At 33.6% G+C, this 18,468-nt stretch carries 15 protein-coding genes; 11 read left to right on the top strand and 4 right to left on the bottom strand.

All coding sequences use genetic code 11. From position 1 onward, the window contains the following. Window positions 1–213 precede the first annotated feature (213 nt). From C3F34_RS00625 to C3F34_RS00615, 3 genes are read left to right on the top strand one after another with little or no spacing between them, the layout of a single operon-like run. The gene (locus C3F34_RS00625) at window positions 214–702 is read left to right on the top strand and encodes a toll/interleukin-1 receptor domain-containing protein (protein ID WP_104440839.1); all 489 of its coding nucleotides are present in this window, start codon (window positions 214–216) and stop codon (window positions 700–702) included. A gap of 29 nt (window positions 703–731) precedes the next feature. Beyond that, on the top strand, window positions 732–2,861 hold the full coding sequence (locus C3F34_RS00620) for a hypothetical protein (RefSeq protein ID WP_228155317.1): 2,130 nt from the start codon (window positions 732–734) through the stop codon (window positions 2,859–2,861). Between the two features lie 16 nt (window positions 2,862–2,877). Continuing rightward, window positions 2,878–3,153 (top strand): hypothetical protein, encoded by a 276-nt coding sequence (locus C3F34_RS00615; protein ID WP_104440838.1) that lies wholly within the window; start codon window positions 2,878–2,880, stop codon window positions 3,151–3,153. Between the two features lie 87 nt (window positions 3,154–3,240). Here C3F34_RS00615 and C3F34_RS00610 read toward each other — a convergent pair whose 3' ends face one another. Further along, a complete protein-coding gene (locus tag C3F34_RS00610) occupies window positions 3,241–6,492 on the bottom strand; it encodes a DEAD/DEAH box helicase (RefSeq protein ID WP_104440837.1) in 3,252 nt (1,083 codons plus the stop codon). A 258-nt stretch (window positions 6,493–6,750) separates the two neighbouring features. Here C3F34_RS00610 and C3F34_RS00605 point away from each other — a divergent pair, with 258 nt between their 5' ends. After that, the gene (locus C3F34_RS00605) at window positions 6,751–7,368 is read left to right on the top strand and encodes an HAD family hydrolase (protein WP_104440836.1); all 618 of its coding nucleotides are present in this window, start codon (window positions 6,751–6,753) and stop codon (window positions 7,366–7,368) included. 57 nt (window positions 7,369–7,425) lie between these two features. Here C3F34_RS00605 and C3F34_RS00600 read toward each other — a convergent pair whose 3' ends face one another. Next, window positions 7,426–7,632 (bottom strand): helix-turn-helix domain-containing protein, encoded by a 207-nt coding sequence (locus tag C3F34_RS00600; RefSeq protein WP_104440835.1) that lies wholly within the window; start codon window positions 7,630–7,632, stop codon window positions 7,426–7,428. Between the two features lie 93 nt (window positions 7,633–7,725). Here C3F34_RS00600 and C3F34_RS00595 point away from each other — a divergent pair, with 93 nt between their 5' ends. The 6 genes from C3F34_RS00595 to C3F34_RS20495 all read left to right on the top strand — a co-directional run bounded on the left by C3F34_RS00595 (window position 7,726) and on the right by C3F34_RS20495 (window position 14,570). Next, window positions 7,726–8,205: a hypothetical protein gene (locus C3F34_RS00595; RefSeq protein ID WP_104440834.1), complete on the top strand. Its 480-nt coding sequence runs from the start codon at window positions 7,726–7,728 to the stop codon at window positions 8,203–8,205. 119 nt (window positions 8,206–8,324) lie between these two features. Beyond that, complete coding sequence (locus tag C3F34_RS00590) at window positions 8,325–8,507, top strand: DNA-binding protein (RefSeq protein WP_104440833.1); 183 nt, start codon at window positions 8,325–8,327, stop codon at window positions 8,505–8,507. A gap of 183 nt (window positions 8,508–8,690) precedes the next feature. Next, window positions 8,691–10,163 carry a gamma-mobile-trio recombinase GmtY gene (gene gmtY, locus C3F34_RS00585; RefSeq protein WP_104440832.1) on the top strand — a complete coding sequence of 491 codons (1,473 nt, stop codon included), beginning with the start codon at window positions 8,691–8,693 and terminating at the stop codon, window positions 10,161–10,163. After that, window positions 10,160–12,775, top strand: coding sequence for a VPA1269 family protein (locus C3F34_RS00580; RefSeq protein WP_104440831.1), 2,616 nt, complete (start codon window positions 10,160–10,162; stop codon window positions 12,773–12,775). Before gmtY ends, C3F34_RS00580 begins: the two co-directional genes overlap by 4 nt. Continuing rightward, entirely contained in the window at window positions 12,765–13,436 is a 672-nt protein-coding gene (gene gmtX, locus C3F34_RS00575; protein ID WP_104440830.1) for a gamma-mobile-trio protein GmtX, read from the top strand. Before C3F34_RS00580 ends, gmtX begins: the two co-directional genes overlap by 11 nt. 474 nt (window positions 13,437–13,910) lie before the next feature. Further along, window positions 13,911–14,570, top strand: coding sequence for a hypothetical protein (locus C3F34_RS20495; protein WP_228155316.1), 660 nt, complete (start codon window positions 13,911–13,913; stop codon window positions 14,568–14,570). Window positions 14,571–14,633: 63 nt separating this feature from the next. Here the strand turns inward: C3F34_RS20495 and C3F34_RS00565 are convergent, their stop codons facing one another. Beyond that, entirely contained in the window at window positions 14,634–15,422 is a 789-nt protein-coding gene (locus tag C3F34_RS00565; protein WP_104440829.1) for an rRNA large subunit pseudouridine synthase E, read from the bottom strand. Window positions 15,423–15,824: 402 nt separating this feature from the next. Beyond that, complete coding sequence (locus tag C3F34_RS00560) at window positions 15,825–16,961, bottom strand: catalase family protein (RefSeq protein WP_104440828.1); 1,137 nt, start codon at window positions 16,959–16,961, stop codon at window positions 15,825–15,827. A 224-nt stretch (window positions 16,962–17,185) separates the two neighbouring features. On the opposite strand from C3F34_RS00560, the gene C3F34_RS00555 reads away from it, so the two are divergent. Continuing rightward, window positions 17,186–18,276 (top strand): IS4 family transposase gene (locus tag C3F34_RS00555; protein ID WP_104442269.1). Its coding sequence is split into 2 segments (ribosomal slippage): window positions 17,186–17,726 and window positions 17,726–18,276, totalling 1,092 coding nucleotides; the frame shifts between segments, so codons are not numbered across the junction. The last annotated feature ends 192 nt before the right edge of the window (window positions 18,277–18,468 follow it).

Below are 18,468 nucleotides of genomic sequence, written 5' to 3'. Positions count from 1 at the left end.
TAAAATTATTGGTTTAGAGTTAATCAATAGAGACTTTATATTAAACTGCTTAATAGATATTTAAATTAAAAAGTTAATTTTTTTAAAAAAATATAAATAGATTAAATTGTCATTTAGTGGAATGTAAACTGTCTTTAACTTGAAACATAAATTAGTAATGATGTATATTAGCTAAAAATAAATACTTAAATTAAGATTTAAACGAGGAATTAAGTGAGTCAAGAAATAAATATTTTTGTTAGCTACTGCCATACAAATGATGAAGATAAAAAATTTTTAGATGATTTATTAATGTTTATCAAACCTGCGATTAACAATTTGAGTAACGCCAATCTGTGGGTTGATAAAAATATAAAGACAGGTCAAGACTTAAGACCCACTATTGAAGCGGCTCTTACTGAAATGAACCTCATGATTTGTATGGTTAGCCCAGAATATTTGAATTCAGACTACTGTATCAATAAAGAGCTGCAAGATGCACTGGAAAAGAGAAAAATTGGCACAGCTAATATTTTCCCTATTATCCTAAGAAAATGTCCATGGAAGCATACTTTTTTTGGAAAGGTTTTATGTCAGCCCAAAGATGGTAAGCCTTTAAAAGATTGGGATGATCGGGACGAGGTATTCTCAGATATTACGGATGAATTGATGGATGTCATTCACCTCATACGAAGTAATGCTATGGACGAAAAAAAAAAGTAATAATTAGTGAAAGTATTAGCCACGAACTAATGGTTCCTGAGACTAACCAATTATCTAATTACCTGAACAATTTAGGCATACATATCACCCATGCCAAGAAAGACTTTATTACACTAGAAGAATTATTCGTATACCCTGATATACGAATAATTAATGACATTTCCACTATTCAAAAACCTTCTTGGACACCACAAGAGGTCCTTGATAAGTTCAAGCTAGTTTATTTTCGTGGTACAGAAGAAACAGGGAAAACATCCCTTTTCAAAAAATTGGCACAGGATTCGATTAATACTAATGAAAAAGTAATAATTCTGAATGGTACAGATATTAACAATACTAATATTGTTGAGTTGGTTAAAAAGTACACTGATAAATATAATTTGAATCCAATAGCTGACTTTAGTCAGTACACTATTTTTATTGATGATTTCGAGAAGCAAAAGTTAAAGCCTCAATACTTAGACAATCTACTAAAGGTATTGTCGGAAGATTTCAAACAAGTCGTACTTTTCATTGATAAAAAATCTATCATCCATGAGCAAAATAAATATTTAAAACATGGCTTCTATGAGGTTGAAATTCAGCCGTTTGGATATAAAAAGCGATATGAACTAATTAAGAAATGGGTCCTTTTAGAATCTGAAAATGATGAAAATTTAATCAGTGATGAGGCATATAATCGTATTGATATTTTTTCACGTCAGTTCGACTCCATAATGAAAAAGAATATTATGGATTCAAGACCCATTTATATTCTTAGTATTATGCAGACCTTAGAGAACCTGTCGCATACAAATGGCAACTATTCTCTAACATCTTATGGTCAATGCTATCACGTCTTGATAACAGCAATGCTCAGTAAAGCAAAAGTAGGGATGCAAGAATTAGATGGCGTTTTAAACTTCCTTTCCTACTTAGCTTACTATTTCTATAAATTGAAGATTGATAGTATATCTGATGAAGAGTTCTCTGAGGTTTTAGCTGAATATAGTAAATTATATGTTCCACCTAGTAACCTGAAAGATGTATTAATAAAATCTGGGATTTTAGTTTCCCCAGATAAAGACTCTTTGAAGTTTTCTCAGAAGTATCTGTATTACTTCTCATGTGCGAAACACTTATCGGATAATTCAAAAACATTACAGGCAGATATAACTTATCTCTGTGAAAACATCCATAACGAACAGAATGCCAATATTTTAATTTTTCTAGTACATCATTTACGAGGTACAGATTTATTGGATGAAATTTTGCAACATGCGACAAAGTTATTATCACATGTGACGACATTTGATATGTCCTTAAATGCTACCTTAGGATATAAGCAAATTATTGGAGATCGACTCTTAAAAATAGCTCTGGACAGTGATAAAAGTCCAGAAGAACAGCGTGCAGATTTATTGGAACGTAAGGATAAAATGGAGGAAGAACTTGGTGAGTTCTCCCCTATTGAATACTCATTAAACTCGAATGATATAAATGAAAGAACGCTTGATACCTCTCAAGAGTTTGAGCTTATTCAACAAGCCACATCAGCTTTGAGAAGTATTGATGTATTAGGTCAAATTGCAAAGAACCGTCATTCTTCTATTCAAATTCAAGGTTTACAGCATATCCTCAGTTCTTCTTATGACACTGGTCTAAAGGTATTGAATTTCTATCTAAGTATTTTTAATGATAAAGAAGATGATTTAGAGGAACTTTTACTTAATGTCGTTCTGGAGAATAATGAAGATATAACAGAAAGTGAAGCTAAAGAATTAACCAAAGAAATGATTAACAATTTTATTTTTGGTATTTGTTTCTATATGATTCAGCTAATTTCACAGTCTACTGCCCATAGCAAGCTAATACATATTAGTAGTTCTATGTGTGCAACTGATGGCGATAAAAAGCCATCAGCAGCTTACCTTTTAATTAATTTGTACTCGCAGTTACTTGTTAGCCATAAACTACCAAAGCCATCAATTAAATTAATAAAAAAGGAACACTCCAATAATATTCTTGTTATGTCACTGCTTAAATCTATTGTAGCAAATCATGCATACCTACATAATTTGGACTTCCAAGATAAACAGTGGATTCAGGATTTTCTTGAAATTCCTGTAGCCAATCAAATTAAATCCAATACACATACTTTATTACCTATGCCGGAATAATTCATAAGGAGAAAACATGTCAATTCAAGAACAAGATGTACAACGAGGATGGTTATTTAGAACCCCAAATAATCAAGAGCGTATTGTTTTAGGTTTCAATAGTGAAAACAAAGTGGTTTATGCAAGCCGTGGTGGTAATGTTGGTGGACCATTTTCGGTTCGTGAAGCATCATCAATCGAGCGTTTTGTTGAAAAATGTTCTGAACGATTAGAACAGTATTCAGATGAACAAATGGAACAGGTCAAGGCACAATGTAATGCCCAAAATCTCACTTTGACTGACGCCCTGTAATTGGTAAATAAGAACAGATGTCTTAGACATCTGTTCTTTGCATAGTATTACTGAGTAAACTGGAGTTGGATTATATTAAAACAAGGTTTATATCGAACACCAAACTTTTAGGTCAGCTCTTGTCGTTTTCTTTATGTACGATTCAGTGCATGCCAATAGTTTTAATATTTCTTCAGTAACAACTGCTTGACTTAAACCTGGCTGGACAATTGTTACCTCTAATCTAATTGGCATTGTATTTGCCATATTTTTATATTTCTCCAAATCAGCTAATCCTCCTTTTATAAATCTACTATAGCCATCAGATAACCACTTATTATTACGTCCATTGATATGTTTAAATAAGTGTTTTAGACCTGCATGTTTCCAACGTATAGAACGTTGAGCTTGCCCACAAACTTCATACATATCGGCTAATCTGCGACCAGCTTCAGGTGAACTTGAATATTTACAATGATATAAACTTAAAATTATTTCGTTATTTTCTTGCTTCAAAGCGACAAGATCAGCAATTTCACCACTGCCATCGTCATTAATTATTATTTCAAATTGATCTTCAATCATACTCAAAGTTTGATATTGGATAGTATCTCTAGTTTGAGCTTTCCCCATTGATTCTTTAGTTATATCTACAGTCCAATTAATTTGATTCAGAGCATCTACATCAAAGGTATTGTCTATTAAATTTATTTGAATCAAATAACAATTGTAACTCATTGAACCATCAATATAGTGGATCCTAACAGGATCTTTTACCATTTTTTCTTCAAAGGGAATTGTTGAACTATGAGTCTTAATAGATATTGCACTTCCTTCAACATGTTCATACATGTAGCCTGAGGCAAATTGAGCCGAGATATTTAAGCGATATATACCAAAGAGATCTTCTGTATAGACTTTTATATAAAGCTGCTCTGAGTCATCCTTAAGAACTTCTAGATCAGCTAGAAATAAAGGAATTTCTGTCTGATCAAACAAAATATCTACTTTATCTTCGAATACATTCTGTAGGCTTTCACCCCATTCCGCAAATAAAGGGTAATATTCATATGCTTTGTTAATTCGTATAGGTTTTAGAAAGTCTTTAACTAGATTATTTACATCTAATTGATCTTCAGAATGAATTTTATCCCAAGCGTTTTGGCTCCATTCCTGCCAATCAATAAGATTCCCTGCTTTAGGAGACCAAATCTTTCCTTTTTTTTGCGAGCATCCCCAAACCACTCTATCTCCATTCTCATAACCTAAAACAGCAATGTTATTAAGTTCAGAACTGCTTTTTTCAATTTGCGATAAACCATCCGTAACATTTGGTCCAAAAAACTGTGTAAAACTAATTGCTCCAACTTGTGATGATCCTAGATTTTTAACTAAAGGAAGCTGAACATTATCTAATACTTTAAAAATAGCCTCGCCAGTAATTTGAATAGTATTCTCACCACAAATAACTTTGACTATTTCTTCCGTTTTGAATGCATCATGATCATTCGAATAAACAAAAACAGCTTCTCTTGCCTCATCCCAATTTAGAATAAAAATATAGTGATTGGTGTCATCAATATCTTCAAACTTTCCCCAATTCACTGGAGTATTTCTAACTCCTAAAATAATTAAGATTTTGTCTTCATCCGATATGGCATGCCATGTTTGAGCAAATCTTAAATTTAAATTTTCAAGCGAACTAACATTCCATTCCTGACATTCTGTTTTAAATAGCATAGCTGAACAAGATGGTCGTAAATTCCATAAAGAGATTTGCTTATCTAGCCCACCATTACCTCTTAAGGAATCAATAACATCTTGAAGTTTAATTTCATTATTAATTCTTTCTTCTGACAATCTTTTAAGAATTAAATCCCAATTTGCATCTTGTGCATATAGCTTTTGTAGACCTCCCTGAATCTCAACATCTGCAATGTTAGCAATCGCAGAAGCATCTCCAATTGGAGTATTACTTGAAGATCGTGTAAATCGACCAATAAATTGTAATGTAATAGCTAAACTTTTGTGTTGATCATGCAATGCCGCGATTTTTAAATTTGGAAGATCATATCCTTCACCCAACATATCTACACAAATTACTATCCGTGACTGCCTACTTTTAAGCAGTTCTAACTTCTGATTGTTTTGTGATGATGTTAGACCTGAATGGACAACAATAGGGTTCAACTCAGGCGCTATAGATTCATAAATCGCTAATAATTCCTCAGCTCTAGATTTTTCATTAACTCTTGCCATAACCAAATGATCATAACTTTGTGAAATATCAAATCTAAGTTGTTCTATAGCTTTATTAGCTATAGAGATATCTGACTGTTTTAAATCATATTCTTTAATTGGATTTAAACTTATTTTTTTAAAATACCCATCTTCCTGTGCCTCGCCAAGACTATAATTGAAAATTATTTTTCCACCTAAGTCTTTACCATCATTTCTGAAAGGAGTCGCAGTAAACTGTACAACTCTCTTATCTTTAAAATTCTGACGAATATTATTCCAAGTTGAAGCAGCAACATGATGTGCTTCATCAATAAATAAATGTGTACAAAGCTCAAATAATTTTAACTTAGCAGCTTGAGATGAATGGTTTAAAATTGAAGTTGTAGCAATAATGACGTTCGATGATTCAATAATTTCAATTGCTTCACTCTCAGTTTTTAAACCATGCTTAACCAAAAAAACAGCAGGATAATTTATAGTTTTAGGTATCTCACCTAAATCAGTTAAACATCCAAAAGTAGAGAACTTTTTATAAATTTGTTGGCGTAGTGAATCCGACGGTACAACAATAAGCACATTTGAACATTGTTGGGAAACAACTGTTGCTAACATGGTTTCCGTTTTACCTGTTCCTGTCGGAAGAATAACAGTTAGTGGGGTAAAATCTTTTTTAGAAGTAAATTTTGAAGCTATTGCATGTAAAGCCCCAATTTGAGGAGGCCTAAGACCTTTTAGCCCTGAAGTTGGATCATCTTGCTTATACTGAAATCTGTTACCCCAGCTTGCTACTATTTCTGCTGGCGATAAAGGGGAGAGAGGAACTTGTATCCATGAAAGCTTAGTATGCTCATTGATCGACTCTAAATTAATATCTGCCGGTAATTTTAATATTGGAACATCATTAATTGGTTCGGTTCGTTTATTCCATTGTTTGATGTAAATAATATCAAAAGGTTTATCTAGATCAGTTAAAATTTTCCAGTAATTTCTTTTTTCAGTGTCATGCTCTACAGACGCATTTATAATGGTTTCTGGAAGTCCTATCTGCTGCATATAATTTGATGCAATTTTTTTTCTTGCTAATTCATACTGAGGCAGTTTTAGGATTATTCTTGTCATGTGACTAATTTCACAAAATTTAAGTAATAAAATATTTATATAGTAAAATTATTAAGTTAACAACTATTAATTGGATGTAGAATTCTCTAAAACTAGGTTTGGAATACAATCCATCTATATCCAAGAAAGTTTTATTAAATAATGAAAAAAGCTACAAAAAGAAAATTAAACTACGATAGATACTGGCATTTACGTGAAATTTAAAACAAAATCATAATCAACTTACTTTTTTCATTTTTATTGTGGTCGATTAATACTATGAATCAAACGCCTAAAGTGATAATTTTCGATGCATTTGGAACACTTGTAAAAATTGGTGAAAGTCGACATCCGTATCGTAGACTTATGAATTGGTTGAAAGACAATGGAAGAAAACCCACTACAAATGATGCTAGTATCATCATGTCAAATAACTTGGATTTTGAGGAACTGGCAGTGCTCTTTGGAAAAGCTCTTCCTACAGAATTATTAAAAGAAATAAATCATGATCTTCAATTTGAATTGAATACGATTATGTTGTTTGAAGATGTAATTCCAACTCTTCAAATACTTAAGGATCTTGGTTTTAAGATTGCCTTATGTTCAAACTTAGCAAAACCTTATGGTGATAAGCTTAAAACTATTCTTCCAAAGAATTTATTTGATGTACTTGTTTTAAGCTACGAGGTTGATGCAATAAAACCAGAAATAAATATTTATGAAACGTTACGAACTAAATTAGATTTCCAAATGTGTGAGGCTTTATTCATAGGTGATAATCCTATTTTAGATGTGGAAGTTCCCATTTCTTTAGGTATGTCAGCCAGATTAATTGAACGGAATAAAATGCAAAACCTTTCAGATGTACTGAGTGATTTGTTATTGAAACAAGAGTAATCGATAGCTCTCTAAAAAGTTAGATATGATTAATCAATGTTCTGAAACACAGTAATTTCACGGGAGTAAGTCTTTTGCTGATATTTCTAGAGCATTTGAAATCTCATAAAGCTTTTCAACAGTTAAGTTAACTTCACCACGTTCTATACGCCCCATATAGCTACGATCAATCCCGCATTGAAGCGCAAGAGATTCTTGAGTGATTTTTTGTCGTGTTCGTCTGGTGCGGATTAATTGACCAATCACCACTGATAATTCTGACATTTGAAACTAATTGCTCAAAAAACAGAAATATCACCAATTGAGGACTATATATCCACGGACTATAATCCTCTTTTGTGATTGGGCAGTTAAGTTGTGAAGAAAAACGTTAAATTACCTTTATATGATGAATTCTTAGAAATTTTTGATAACCATCAAATTAATAATTGGCGAGCAAGACATTTTTGGGAAAAAATAAAACTTGGGGAATGTTATAAGACTACATGGTACAAAGGTCAGATGTATGCTGGTCTGAAAGTACTATTGGAGTGTAAGTATCTGGAAATTGATGAGGAAAAATCAACCAAAACCTCTTTTAGTTATAAGGAAACTCCCCGCTTGAATGAACTCAGAGCTCGACATAAAAAACAAAAACTTGAAAGACTTTTTAATACTAAAAAGCTAGAGTTAGCAGTTCAAATAAAAGACAAAGAAAATAATATCAATTTTATAAAATCACTATTAGAAGATGATAAAACATTAGAGAAATATTTTATTAGTCATAAAGAAAAACTAGAGAATGATATTAAATACATTAATTCAAATATTAATTTAATGGATAATATTTTAAATTAAAAACTTTATGATAATAAAAATAATCCAGTAAAAACATAATATTAAATTAATTTTTTTTAGCTTGACTCTGTAGAAATGTTTATATAACTTTCATCTAATTTCCTTTAAATTGATCTAATATGGTTAAGTCTGTTCAGCAAATAAAAAATGAATTTCATTCAAAAGGAATTACATTTTCAGATTGGGCTAAAGAGAATAATTTTTCACCTGAACTTGTTTATAGAGTTTTAAAAATGAATCGTGTTCCACTTCGTGGAGAAAGCCATAAAATTGCGGTTCGATTGGGACTTAAGGAAGAGTAAAATGAATTAATCTAATTTTTTATTTTCCAGAAAGCATAAAGACCCATACATAGGATGGGTCTTTATGAAAATGTCTATTACTTGGTCGTTCAAGACATTTTCATTCTAAAAGACATTGCTTGATTAAGCAATGTCTAAGGTGCTTTCTGCCTTTTTATTTTATATAAAGCTAGAGAGTGTCATATGCGAACTGTCAAAGTAACAGCAAAAATAATACAAAATGACACAGGGTTTTTTATACAAACTCCTGTTTTAATCGATGAAAATAATGAAATTATCCAGCCATTTTTAGATTTTGTTTTAAAATTAAAACGTGACGGAAAGAGCCTATCAACCATTAATAATTCTATTAGAGCTACCCAGCGGCTCTTAGAGTATATGGCCGCAAATCTGCATGGATTTTCTACACCTCAAATCATGTTTGAAAATTTTAGTAGTTGTTTATATTCAGGTACGATCAGTGCAGAGGGATTAGATCCATCAGGCCTATACTGGTTACCTAACAGTAAGCAAGTTGCTCAAATATATATTTATGCTCTAACTCAATTAACGGATTGGATGGCTGAGAATCATAAATCCACTTTAATGAATCCATTCATTAAAGCAGATAGTCATACTCAACGGTTAAATTACGCAGCATGGTTTCGTAAAAACCAAAATGATTTTTTAGGACATATTAAAGATAAACATATAAATTCAACTGCTCGCTATGCACGTAGCATACAACGTAGAAAACCTTTAGGTAAACAAATTCATGACGCAATAGAATTTCCTGAAAATATTTTTGAAGAATTCTATTTTAAAGGTCTTGGTGGAGCACTAGACTGCCGTGTTGCTCTACGTGATCAACTTATTCTGTTGCTAATGCATGGAGGTGGATTACGTGAGTCAGAGGCACTCCATCTCTGGATTGAAGATGTATTAATTGATCCTTTTAACAATAATAGTGTAAAAGTCCGCATCTATCATCCTGAAGAGGGTCGAGCTCCAAATAATTGGCGTGGACGATCTAATCAAACAAAAAGAGCTGCTTACCTATTAGAAAAGTATGCTTTGACTCCACGAAATCACTTAAGTGGAAAAAAGAATGTTGGGTGGAAAAATCGATTAACAGATAATAAAGATTCATATTTGGAAATACATTGGTTTCCAATTCAATTTGGAGAAATCTTTGCTAAAGCTTGGAATAAATATACGCGATACATTGTCTGTATTGAGCGTAATCATCCATATGCTTTTGTTAGTTTCCATAATCAACATATAGGTAAAGCATACACGCTTAATGCATTCCATGATAATTATCGACGCGCTCTAAAGCGTATTGGTCTAGACGTTTCCAAATCTGATGGACTATCTCCTCATTCTCACCGGCATGCTTATGGTCGGCGTTTAAGTCGGGCAGGCGTAGAAGCCATAATTATCAAAAAATGCTTACATCATTCTTCAATAGAATCTCAATTGGTCTATACGACTCCTTCGCTGAAAGAAGTCACAAAAGCTCTTACTGTGGCAACAGAACAGCTTTTGAATCCATCAAACGCTAATGAGGAAACATGTACTCCCAGTTGGCAAGTTTTATTACAGCATGGGTTCGATGATATTGATCCATATAACTTATTCGCTGGCAAGAATCCTAAATTTGGAAAACACAAATGAGAATGAAAATATCCAAACCTGAAGGTAGAAAAAGTGATCTAACTTTTCAATGGTTAACTAAAAAATATGGCAGAAAACTAAATGTATGGCGAGAGTTAGCTGAAGAATGGATGAAAATACAAGATATATCTACAGCAGGCAGGCTAAATGCACTATGTATTTTTTTTGATAAATACCTTATGCAGACTGTTCCGTGGTGTGCTGATATCGTTATCTTTTTAGCTGGAGACCAAAGTGGTTGGAAAGCTTCTAGTCATGAATTTAAATCAGCAATCATGAAAAATACCAATCGTTTAGATAATAGAAGTACTATAGAAATAATTAACTTTACATCTGAATTTATAGACTGGATATTGGATAATCATTTTTTGGAGAATAGGAATGAAGGTGGCAAGATCTATCTTTATACAAATCCTCTTGAAAAACTGAAAATAAAACAATCACTAACTGAAACAGTTCATAGTCCTTTACCGTATCGCTATATTCAAAGTCTCAGTGAAATTTTATGTCCTAAACCATCTGGAAGTTTTTCAAACTGGAATTGGGCACAAAGTCTGAGTGGAATTAGATCGACTGCGGCAATAGGTTGGTTTGAAGTTGATGAAAATCTTATAGATAAGAATGATGAAGATTGTGTTTGGCGGCGTGAAACAGTAGTGCGTAGCAAAAAGCCTGTAACCATTTACAAAATGTGGTCGCCAGTAGCAGCAATGGTTCTCTTTGTTAAATTACAACTTCCTCTTCGAACATATCAAGTGCGCATGTTGGATAGTGGTGAAGCAGATAGTATGCGCTATCAAAAAGGAAAATGGGTTAAAAATACAAAGTGTAAATATGTATTTAATAGTTATTCAAAAGGCATATTTCGACGGTTCAAAGACAATCTTACAGGATTGGAAGCAACAGGTTTATATATCAATACAAATAAAACAGCAGATCAAAACAAAGATGAATTTCAACGAGGCTACGAAATTCCTTGGCAACATGAAATTCTAATTTACTGGCTTGAAAAGCTAAGAAATTGGCAAGAAAAATATAATCCTATTCTAGCCCCTACTGATTGCACGACTCTAGGAATTAAACACACAAAAGATTTAAGATCAAAGGCTTACCTAGCAAGTATGGGACATTGTTGCTTTTTAATGCGTGACGCAACAGCAAATTCGAATGAGGATAGAACCAAACCGATTCCAGACGCTAGCATTCCTTTGATTTGGTATAAATTATTAGAGAAATTAGAAAATAATCTCTCAAATAGTGGCGATACACTTCCCAATGATATACCACTTCAACTAGTACATCATTATGATAAAAACCATAAATATCCAAAAGTTAGAACTCACTTTCCGCTGCATAGTTTGCGAGTATCACTTATTACAAGTTACTTAATAGAAGCTAAATTACCACTTCCTATCGTTTCTAAACTTTTGGCAGGTCATTCAAGAATGCTAATGACCATTTATTATACGAAGTTAACACCTGTAGTCATGCAGGAGAAAATGGCAGAAGCAACAAAAGTATTGGAAAATAAATCTGAAGAAAGTATCCGTACATTTTTAAAAGATGCTGAACTACGCCAAATTGAATCCAAAATGGCCTTTCATAATGAACCATCAATTAGGTCAATATTAGCGAATCGTAATCCAATCGGGTGGGAATTGAGACACCATGGACTTTGCTTGGCTGGAGGTAATAATGTAATGACTGATGAGGTGAAATCTATCGCAGGCTGTTGGAATGGTGGAGAATTAATTCAAGATTCCACAAATTTTTCCAAAAATATTCATCATAATGTTGGTCACAGTAATGAAAATTGCGTGAGATGCAGATGGTTTATTACCGATGCTAGTTATCTTCCAGCGCTCAATGCTCATCTCAATTTTATGAGTTATAAAGCTTATAATGCAGCCAATTTAGCAGCAAAAATAGAGGCAGATATAGAGAGTCTCGAGGAGCTAAAATATGAAGCTGAGTTGCAGAATAAACCATTTCTAAAACATCATGAATTACAGTCTCTTACTAGACGCCATCAGAAGCAGTTAGTTGAATCTGATGAGTACACAAAAGATTGGATAGCAACATTCAACCTCATTCGGCGTTTAGTTGAAATAGAACAAAATAGAAATGAAGATGAGCATCAAATAAAGTTGGTAGCCGTTGGTTCGCAAGAAGATATAAAAATTGGATTTATTGAAACAACATCAGAGCTATTACATCTTTCTTTACTTTGTGAAGATGCTGAAATATATCCTGATTTGTTAGATGACTTGAAAAAAACTTCTGCAATTCAAGAAAGAACTCGGAGTTTGAGTCAGATAATGATTCGAAATGGTTATTTACCCCATTTATTATTACTTGATCAAGACCAACAATTAATTGCAGCTAACGCTATGATTCGCGCTATGACGAAACAAATTGAATCTAGCAATAAACTTGAAAGTTTTCAAAAAACTGTATCGTATTTAGAATTTGATCAATTATTACAAAATCATCAACTACTTCAGTTTGGAATAAAAACTTTAGAGAAGCATTTAAATATGCCTATAAATAGTTTTTCACTAAATTCTTTAGTTAGCAGTAATCATCGTGGAGAACTTTCGAATGAATACTGATATGAATCTATTTTTGGATAATCTTAAAAAGGATAAAAGCAAACGTACTCAAGAATCATTAGAGAAATTAAACAATTTACTCGAAAAGCATTTTAATAACGATGGGCAAGATTATTCGATAGCTACAATTGGACGGATATCTAAAATTCAAGGTGGGGTTGGTGACGTTAGTATTCGTAATAAAACAGGCGTACATTTCCGTACTTTAATAAACCAATGGGCAATTAAGGCAGATACCTCACTGAAAAAGCCTCCCGTTCGCCATTCGCGAAAGAATGAAGTCTCATCAGACATGGAGTTATTGAAGAAACTAGATGATCCAGCTATGAGAGCAGTCTTCGGTCAAATCATTGCTGAAAAGAAAAAACTCAAAGCTGAGAACCATATTCTAAAACAACAAACAGAAGTGATTGTTGATATGAGACCAAATCGCGCTTTTTCAGCAGGCCAAGTACAGCAACAAGTCGAAATAATACCAGCGTTAACTGGCATATTGGTCAACAGTGAAATCGAAGCGCTTCGCGATGCTATTGACGTAAATAATCTTCTAAACAGAGGTTGGGTGGTTTCTAAATTGGGTTCGATTAAGGACGAAAATGGACGATCATTATTTAAGTCAGGATTTGTATCTGCTATACAAAAAATATTAGCTGAAATATAAAAAAGGCTGGCAATATGCCAGCCTTTTTTATATATACAGTTTTTATATACATATAAAAACCGATGAACTCTAACCAACTGTAAAATAATATAAAATTTTAAATTAACCTAATTTTATATAAATTTAACTAGATAGAAGGTGATCCATCGGCTTTTTATTTATTTATATTCTAAACCTTAGAAATTTAACCTTTGCTTTATTATTTAGCGGATTGTAGCTAATCATTAGATATTACATTATGTGCTTAACCTTCGGTACGAGCTACTTTTGTTTAGGCAAAAGTAGCCAAAACCATCGTCATCTACTGAACTCGTCAAATGACATTTTTGATCGAGACTTCGCTGAAACAATAAATATTGTATGCTTCCTGCCTCGAACAGCAGTAGATGACATTGTCGTGTATCAGAATATTTTGTGAGATTTAAGAAAAATGAATAAGAAAAGTTTGATCTTCGGAGTTTTAGTTAGCTTTATTTGGTTTTCGGGGATTTATTTAGTCAAAGTTATGGTTATCAATTACCTGCAACATTAAATGAATTGGGTGATTTTCTTGCTGGAATATTTGCACCAATCGCTTTCTTTTGGCTGATTTTAGGATATATACAGCAAGGTAAGCAGTTAGATCAAAATACAACAGCATTAGAACAACAAGAAAAAGCATTACAACTTCAGATTGATGAGATGAAGGAGAGTGTTCAGCAGCAAACAGAGTTGGCTAGAATTCAACAAAAACAATTTGATGCAATGAATTATGCTTCCAATCCCAATTTATTGATTAGCTCATGTGAGTGTGAAATATACTCTGGGGGATACTCTGAGGAAGAAAATGAAGTCAATGACTTATGTAGATTATACCTCACAATATTTAATAAAGGTATTGCGGAAGCTTTAGATATTAGGATAGAAGTAAACAATAAAAAATTTTTGATAAGTGAAAGAGTTTTTGTAGATGAAGTAATTTATCTTGAACCTGATCTGGTTAAACTATCTAAAAATTTAGATTTTTTAAATGTTGAGTTTACTCTTATTTGTGCAAATAAATTCAACTCTCAAATAAAAGAGCATTATGAAATTGAGGTATATTTTATTGAAGATTCATGGGAAACAGAGCGAGTAAATATTATAAAGAGATAATATTTTTGTTCGAATATTTATGATAAAAAAGCCCACTTACGTGAGCTTTAATAAAATCAAATCTTAACGACCATTACGTCCGCGACCACGTGGTGCTTTGGTATTTGGACGTGTTGTACCATTGGTCTTACGACGTGGTTTCTCACTTTCATCCATTTGCCAAATACGCTTCGTACCTGACTTTTTCACAGAACCATCTTTATTCTTACGAACCATAGGTTTGCCACCTGTACCACCTGGTTTTTTCACATAAGAACGTGAACGGTAAGGTTCTTCAGCAGGAATATTTTGAAAGTCAGGGTATAAAAGTGGCTCAATTTCTTTAGTTTCACCAGGTTGTAAACCCATTTGAACCAGATCAATTGCACCAATTTTAGTACGAATTAAACGTAAAGTTGGGAAACCAACCGCAGCAGTCATACGACGGACTTGACGGTTACGGCCTTCGCAAATTGAGATTTCGACCCAAGATGTCGGAACGGATGCGCGAAAACGTACAGGAGGATCACGATCCCATAACCATTCAGGTTGTTCAACCTTCGTTGCTTGGGCTGGTAGGGTCATCCCATCTTTTAATTCAACACCTTTGCGAAGTTGCTCTAATGCTTCTTCGGTTATATCACCATCAAGTTGTACTAAATAAGTTTTGTACTTTTTGTTTGCAGGGTTGGTAATGTATTGATTTAAACCACCGTGGTCAGTTAAAAAAACTAAGCCTTCAGAGTCCATATCAAGACGACCAGCCAAACGCAAAGTCGGATCATCTACAAAGTCAGAGATCGTCATATGGGCTTCGTCTTTACGAAACTGAGAGAGAACGTCATAAGGCTTGTTAAGAATGACTATTTTCACTTTAACCTACTAGAAAATTTAAAAAATTTGTTTGGACTTGTTTGTGTTACCCGTTTGATTACCCATTTTAGTGGGAGTAGGTAGGGAAGGGTAAAGAAAGGTCCACTAACTATATGGGGGCTACTATATCAGATTTCGGCTTGAGCTCCTCAATTTTATTCTTTACATCTGATGTGTAATCCTCTTTGTTTCAAACCTTGGACATATTGGGTAAATGTTCGATTTCAGTTGCCCTACAACGGATGTTTAAGTTGAGACATGATTGATCCATTTTTTGTTAATGTTTTTAATGCAATATATTGTCGATGAAGTTGCATAACGATAAGAACTTATTGTTTATACATAAAATTATGAATTGATCAGTGAGTTTAAGCAGATTCCCTTAATTTATTTTCATTATGATTAGGGTTCCAATCTCTCAGTCGAATTCATTTCATGTCGGACGCGACTAATCTGCTCATAGATGATTTTGCGCATTCGGTTTATGCCTCCAAGTGGCTTATGTTCAACCAAAGCATGCCAAGGTGTAAAAGAAAGGTTTTCACAAAATTTATTTTGCTCAGGGGTGTCAAATACTTGCTTAGGAATATGAATCGTTGCCACCTTGTAGAAAGGAGCTTGGTCTTCTTTCCATTCAGTCATAGAGTCTTCGACGGACATGGAAGTGGATGTTCGAGGTTGGACTAAAAACTCCATGCACGCATCGCTTTCTTGCAAACTCGTGCGGAGTGCCTCCCTTAAGAAGTCCCTGTTAGGTCTAGCAGGAATAGGGCTGACAATGGTCGAACAAGCTCGAGCAGAGTATTTTACCGCCTGACGATGATCGCCTAATCCCAATTGATAGGGCACCATAGACCAGTATCTGGTTTGTAATGGATTTGAAATTTTATTTCTAGTATTTAGGGCAATCCAAGTTCCTTTTGCTCCTAATGCAAAAGGAATATGTAGTTTTTTTAGAAATTTGTCACTATTGATATCTTGCATGAATGACAGATAGCGAGCGGGGTCGTTAGCAAAAAAGACTGGATGGTTGATCATGATGAAATCTTGGGTGGAAGAATTTTCATCTGAGAAATTTTTACCAGAGACCTCTAAAAGCTTGATTGCCATGCCGCGTGCATCTTTCTTAATATCTGCCTGTTTAGCATTACTTGATCCATTAGAAAAACGAATCCATGCTTGATAAGTTTTCCCAGGAATGAAAACACCTTGAGCTAGGAGGGGAGGTAATGTTTCATTGATCTTAAATTCTGCGCGTACGCAACCATGAGCTTTGGGATGTGCATCACGTAGCGCGATGTCTGTGACATATTCTTTGCGAATGGACATTTCAATAGTGTCTGCAATTTGCTTGGCCGTGGCGGCCTCATTTGGATAAAGACTTTCACTTAAACTGGGATCTATATTGGGGTAAATAAGCGCTTTCGGGGTGTTCAGCACTACAGGTGGAGTGTTTGCAGACGCAATAGTGGTCACACTTATGAACAGGACAGTGGGAAAAAGTAAATCTAAGAGCTCAGGTCTTTTGAAAATAGGCATTAATTGCCTCCTTGCTTAAAGTTGTTATTTTGAATTCTTAGATTTTTAGCCTGATGATGGAAAATGATCTAGATTTATTCAATATATAGGATAATCAGAATATCTGTGGTTTTTATTGATCGCTTCTTTTTTTAGAAAACTTAATGTTGGTTTCTTTGTACACGACAAAAAAAGACAACTCATTGAAATAATGGCATAATACTTGTTTTCTGACGACGAATATGATGACACATTTCAATGAGTTACATCTCATCTTAAACAAATATCTAAAGTGGAACAAGTCACGTGTAAAATGTTTTACACTGATTATGCTGGCATTAATTGTAAAACAGACATGTAATCTTTCTTCTGCATCTAAAGCCTTACCCATCACGTGCTTACCACAATCATTTTATCGACGTATACAACGCTTCTTTGCAGATCAGTATTTCGATTATCGTCAAATTTCTCAGTTAATTTTCAATATATTTTCATTCGATAAAGTCCAATTAACTTTGGATAGAACCAACTGGAAATGGGGAAAACGAGATATCAATATCTTGATGTTAGCCATCGTCTATCGTGGAATAGCGATACCTATTGTTTGGACATTGCTCAATAAACGTGGAAATTCAGATACAAAAGAGCGTATTGCTTTGATTCAACGCTTTATCTCCATTTTTGGTAAAGATCGTATTGTGAATGTGTTCGCAGACAGAGAATTTATCGGTGAGAAATGGTTTACATGGTTAATTGAAAATGACATTAACTTCTGTATACGTGTTAAAAAAACTTTATTGTGACCAATCACTTAGCCAAGAATCATAAAATTAGTGATTTATTTCGTCATCTTCAAGTTGGTCAAACAGAATGTCGTAAACGACGTATTTGGGTTGGTCGAGTGAAACTGTATATTAGTGCGCTACGATTAGAAGATGGAGAACTTTTACTTGTTGTTTCTCCTATGTTTAATGCTTCTGCTATTGGTGATTATGCATTACGCTGGGAAATCGAAACCTTATTTAGTTGTCTCAAAGGACGTGGATTCAATCTTGAAAATACTCGTTTAACAGACCCTAGACGAGTCAAGAAATTGATAGCAGTGCTAGCGATCGGTTTCTGTTGGTGCTATTTAACAGGTGAATGGCAACATGATCGAAAAAAAGCGATAAAACTAAAGAAGCATGGACGACTTTCAGTAAGTTTATTTCGCTACGGTTTGGACTATGTTCAGATGGCTATTCTACGTTTGATTGGTTTTGGAAAAAAAGAAGAATTTAAGAAAGTGCTAGCAATTTTAAGAAAGAAAAAGCCTGATAGGACAAGGGCCCTATGAAATTTGTCGTGTACAGAGTGTTGGTTTTTAAAAAATGATGAAGATTTGAACGTATTCGGTGATGTCATTTCTTACCTGAATATCTAGCGATAATAAATGTGTGGGTCAATTATAAGAGTAAATTTTTGATTAAATTGTATTTATTGTTGAAAATCTGAATTTTATGCAATTTAAGATCAGATAATATTTATT

This window comes from Acinetobacter sp. ACNIH2, assembly GCF_002934965.1.
GTDB lineage: Bacteria > Pseudomonadota > Gammaproteobacteria > Pseudomonadales > Moraxellaceae > Acinetobacter > Acinetobacter tandoii.
This window is presented reverse-complemented; position numbering and strand designations above follow the sequence as displayed.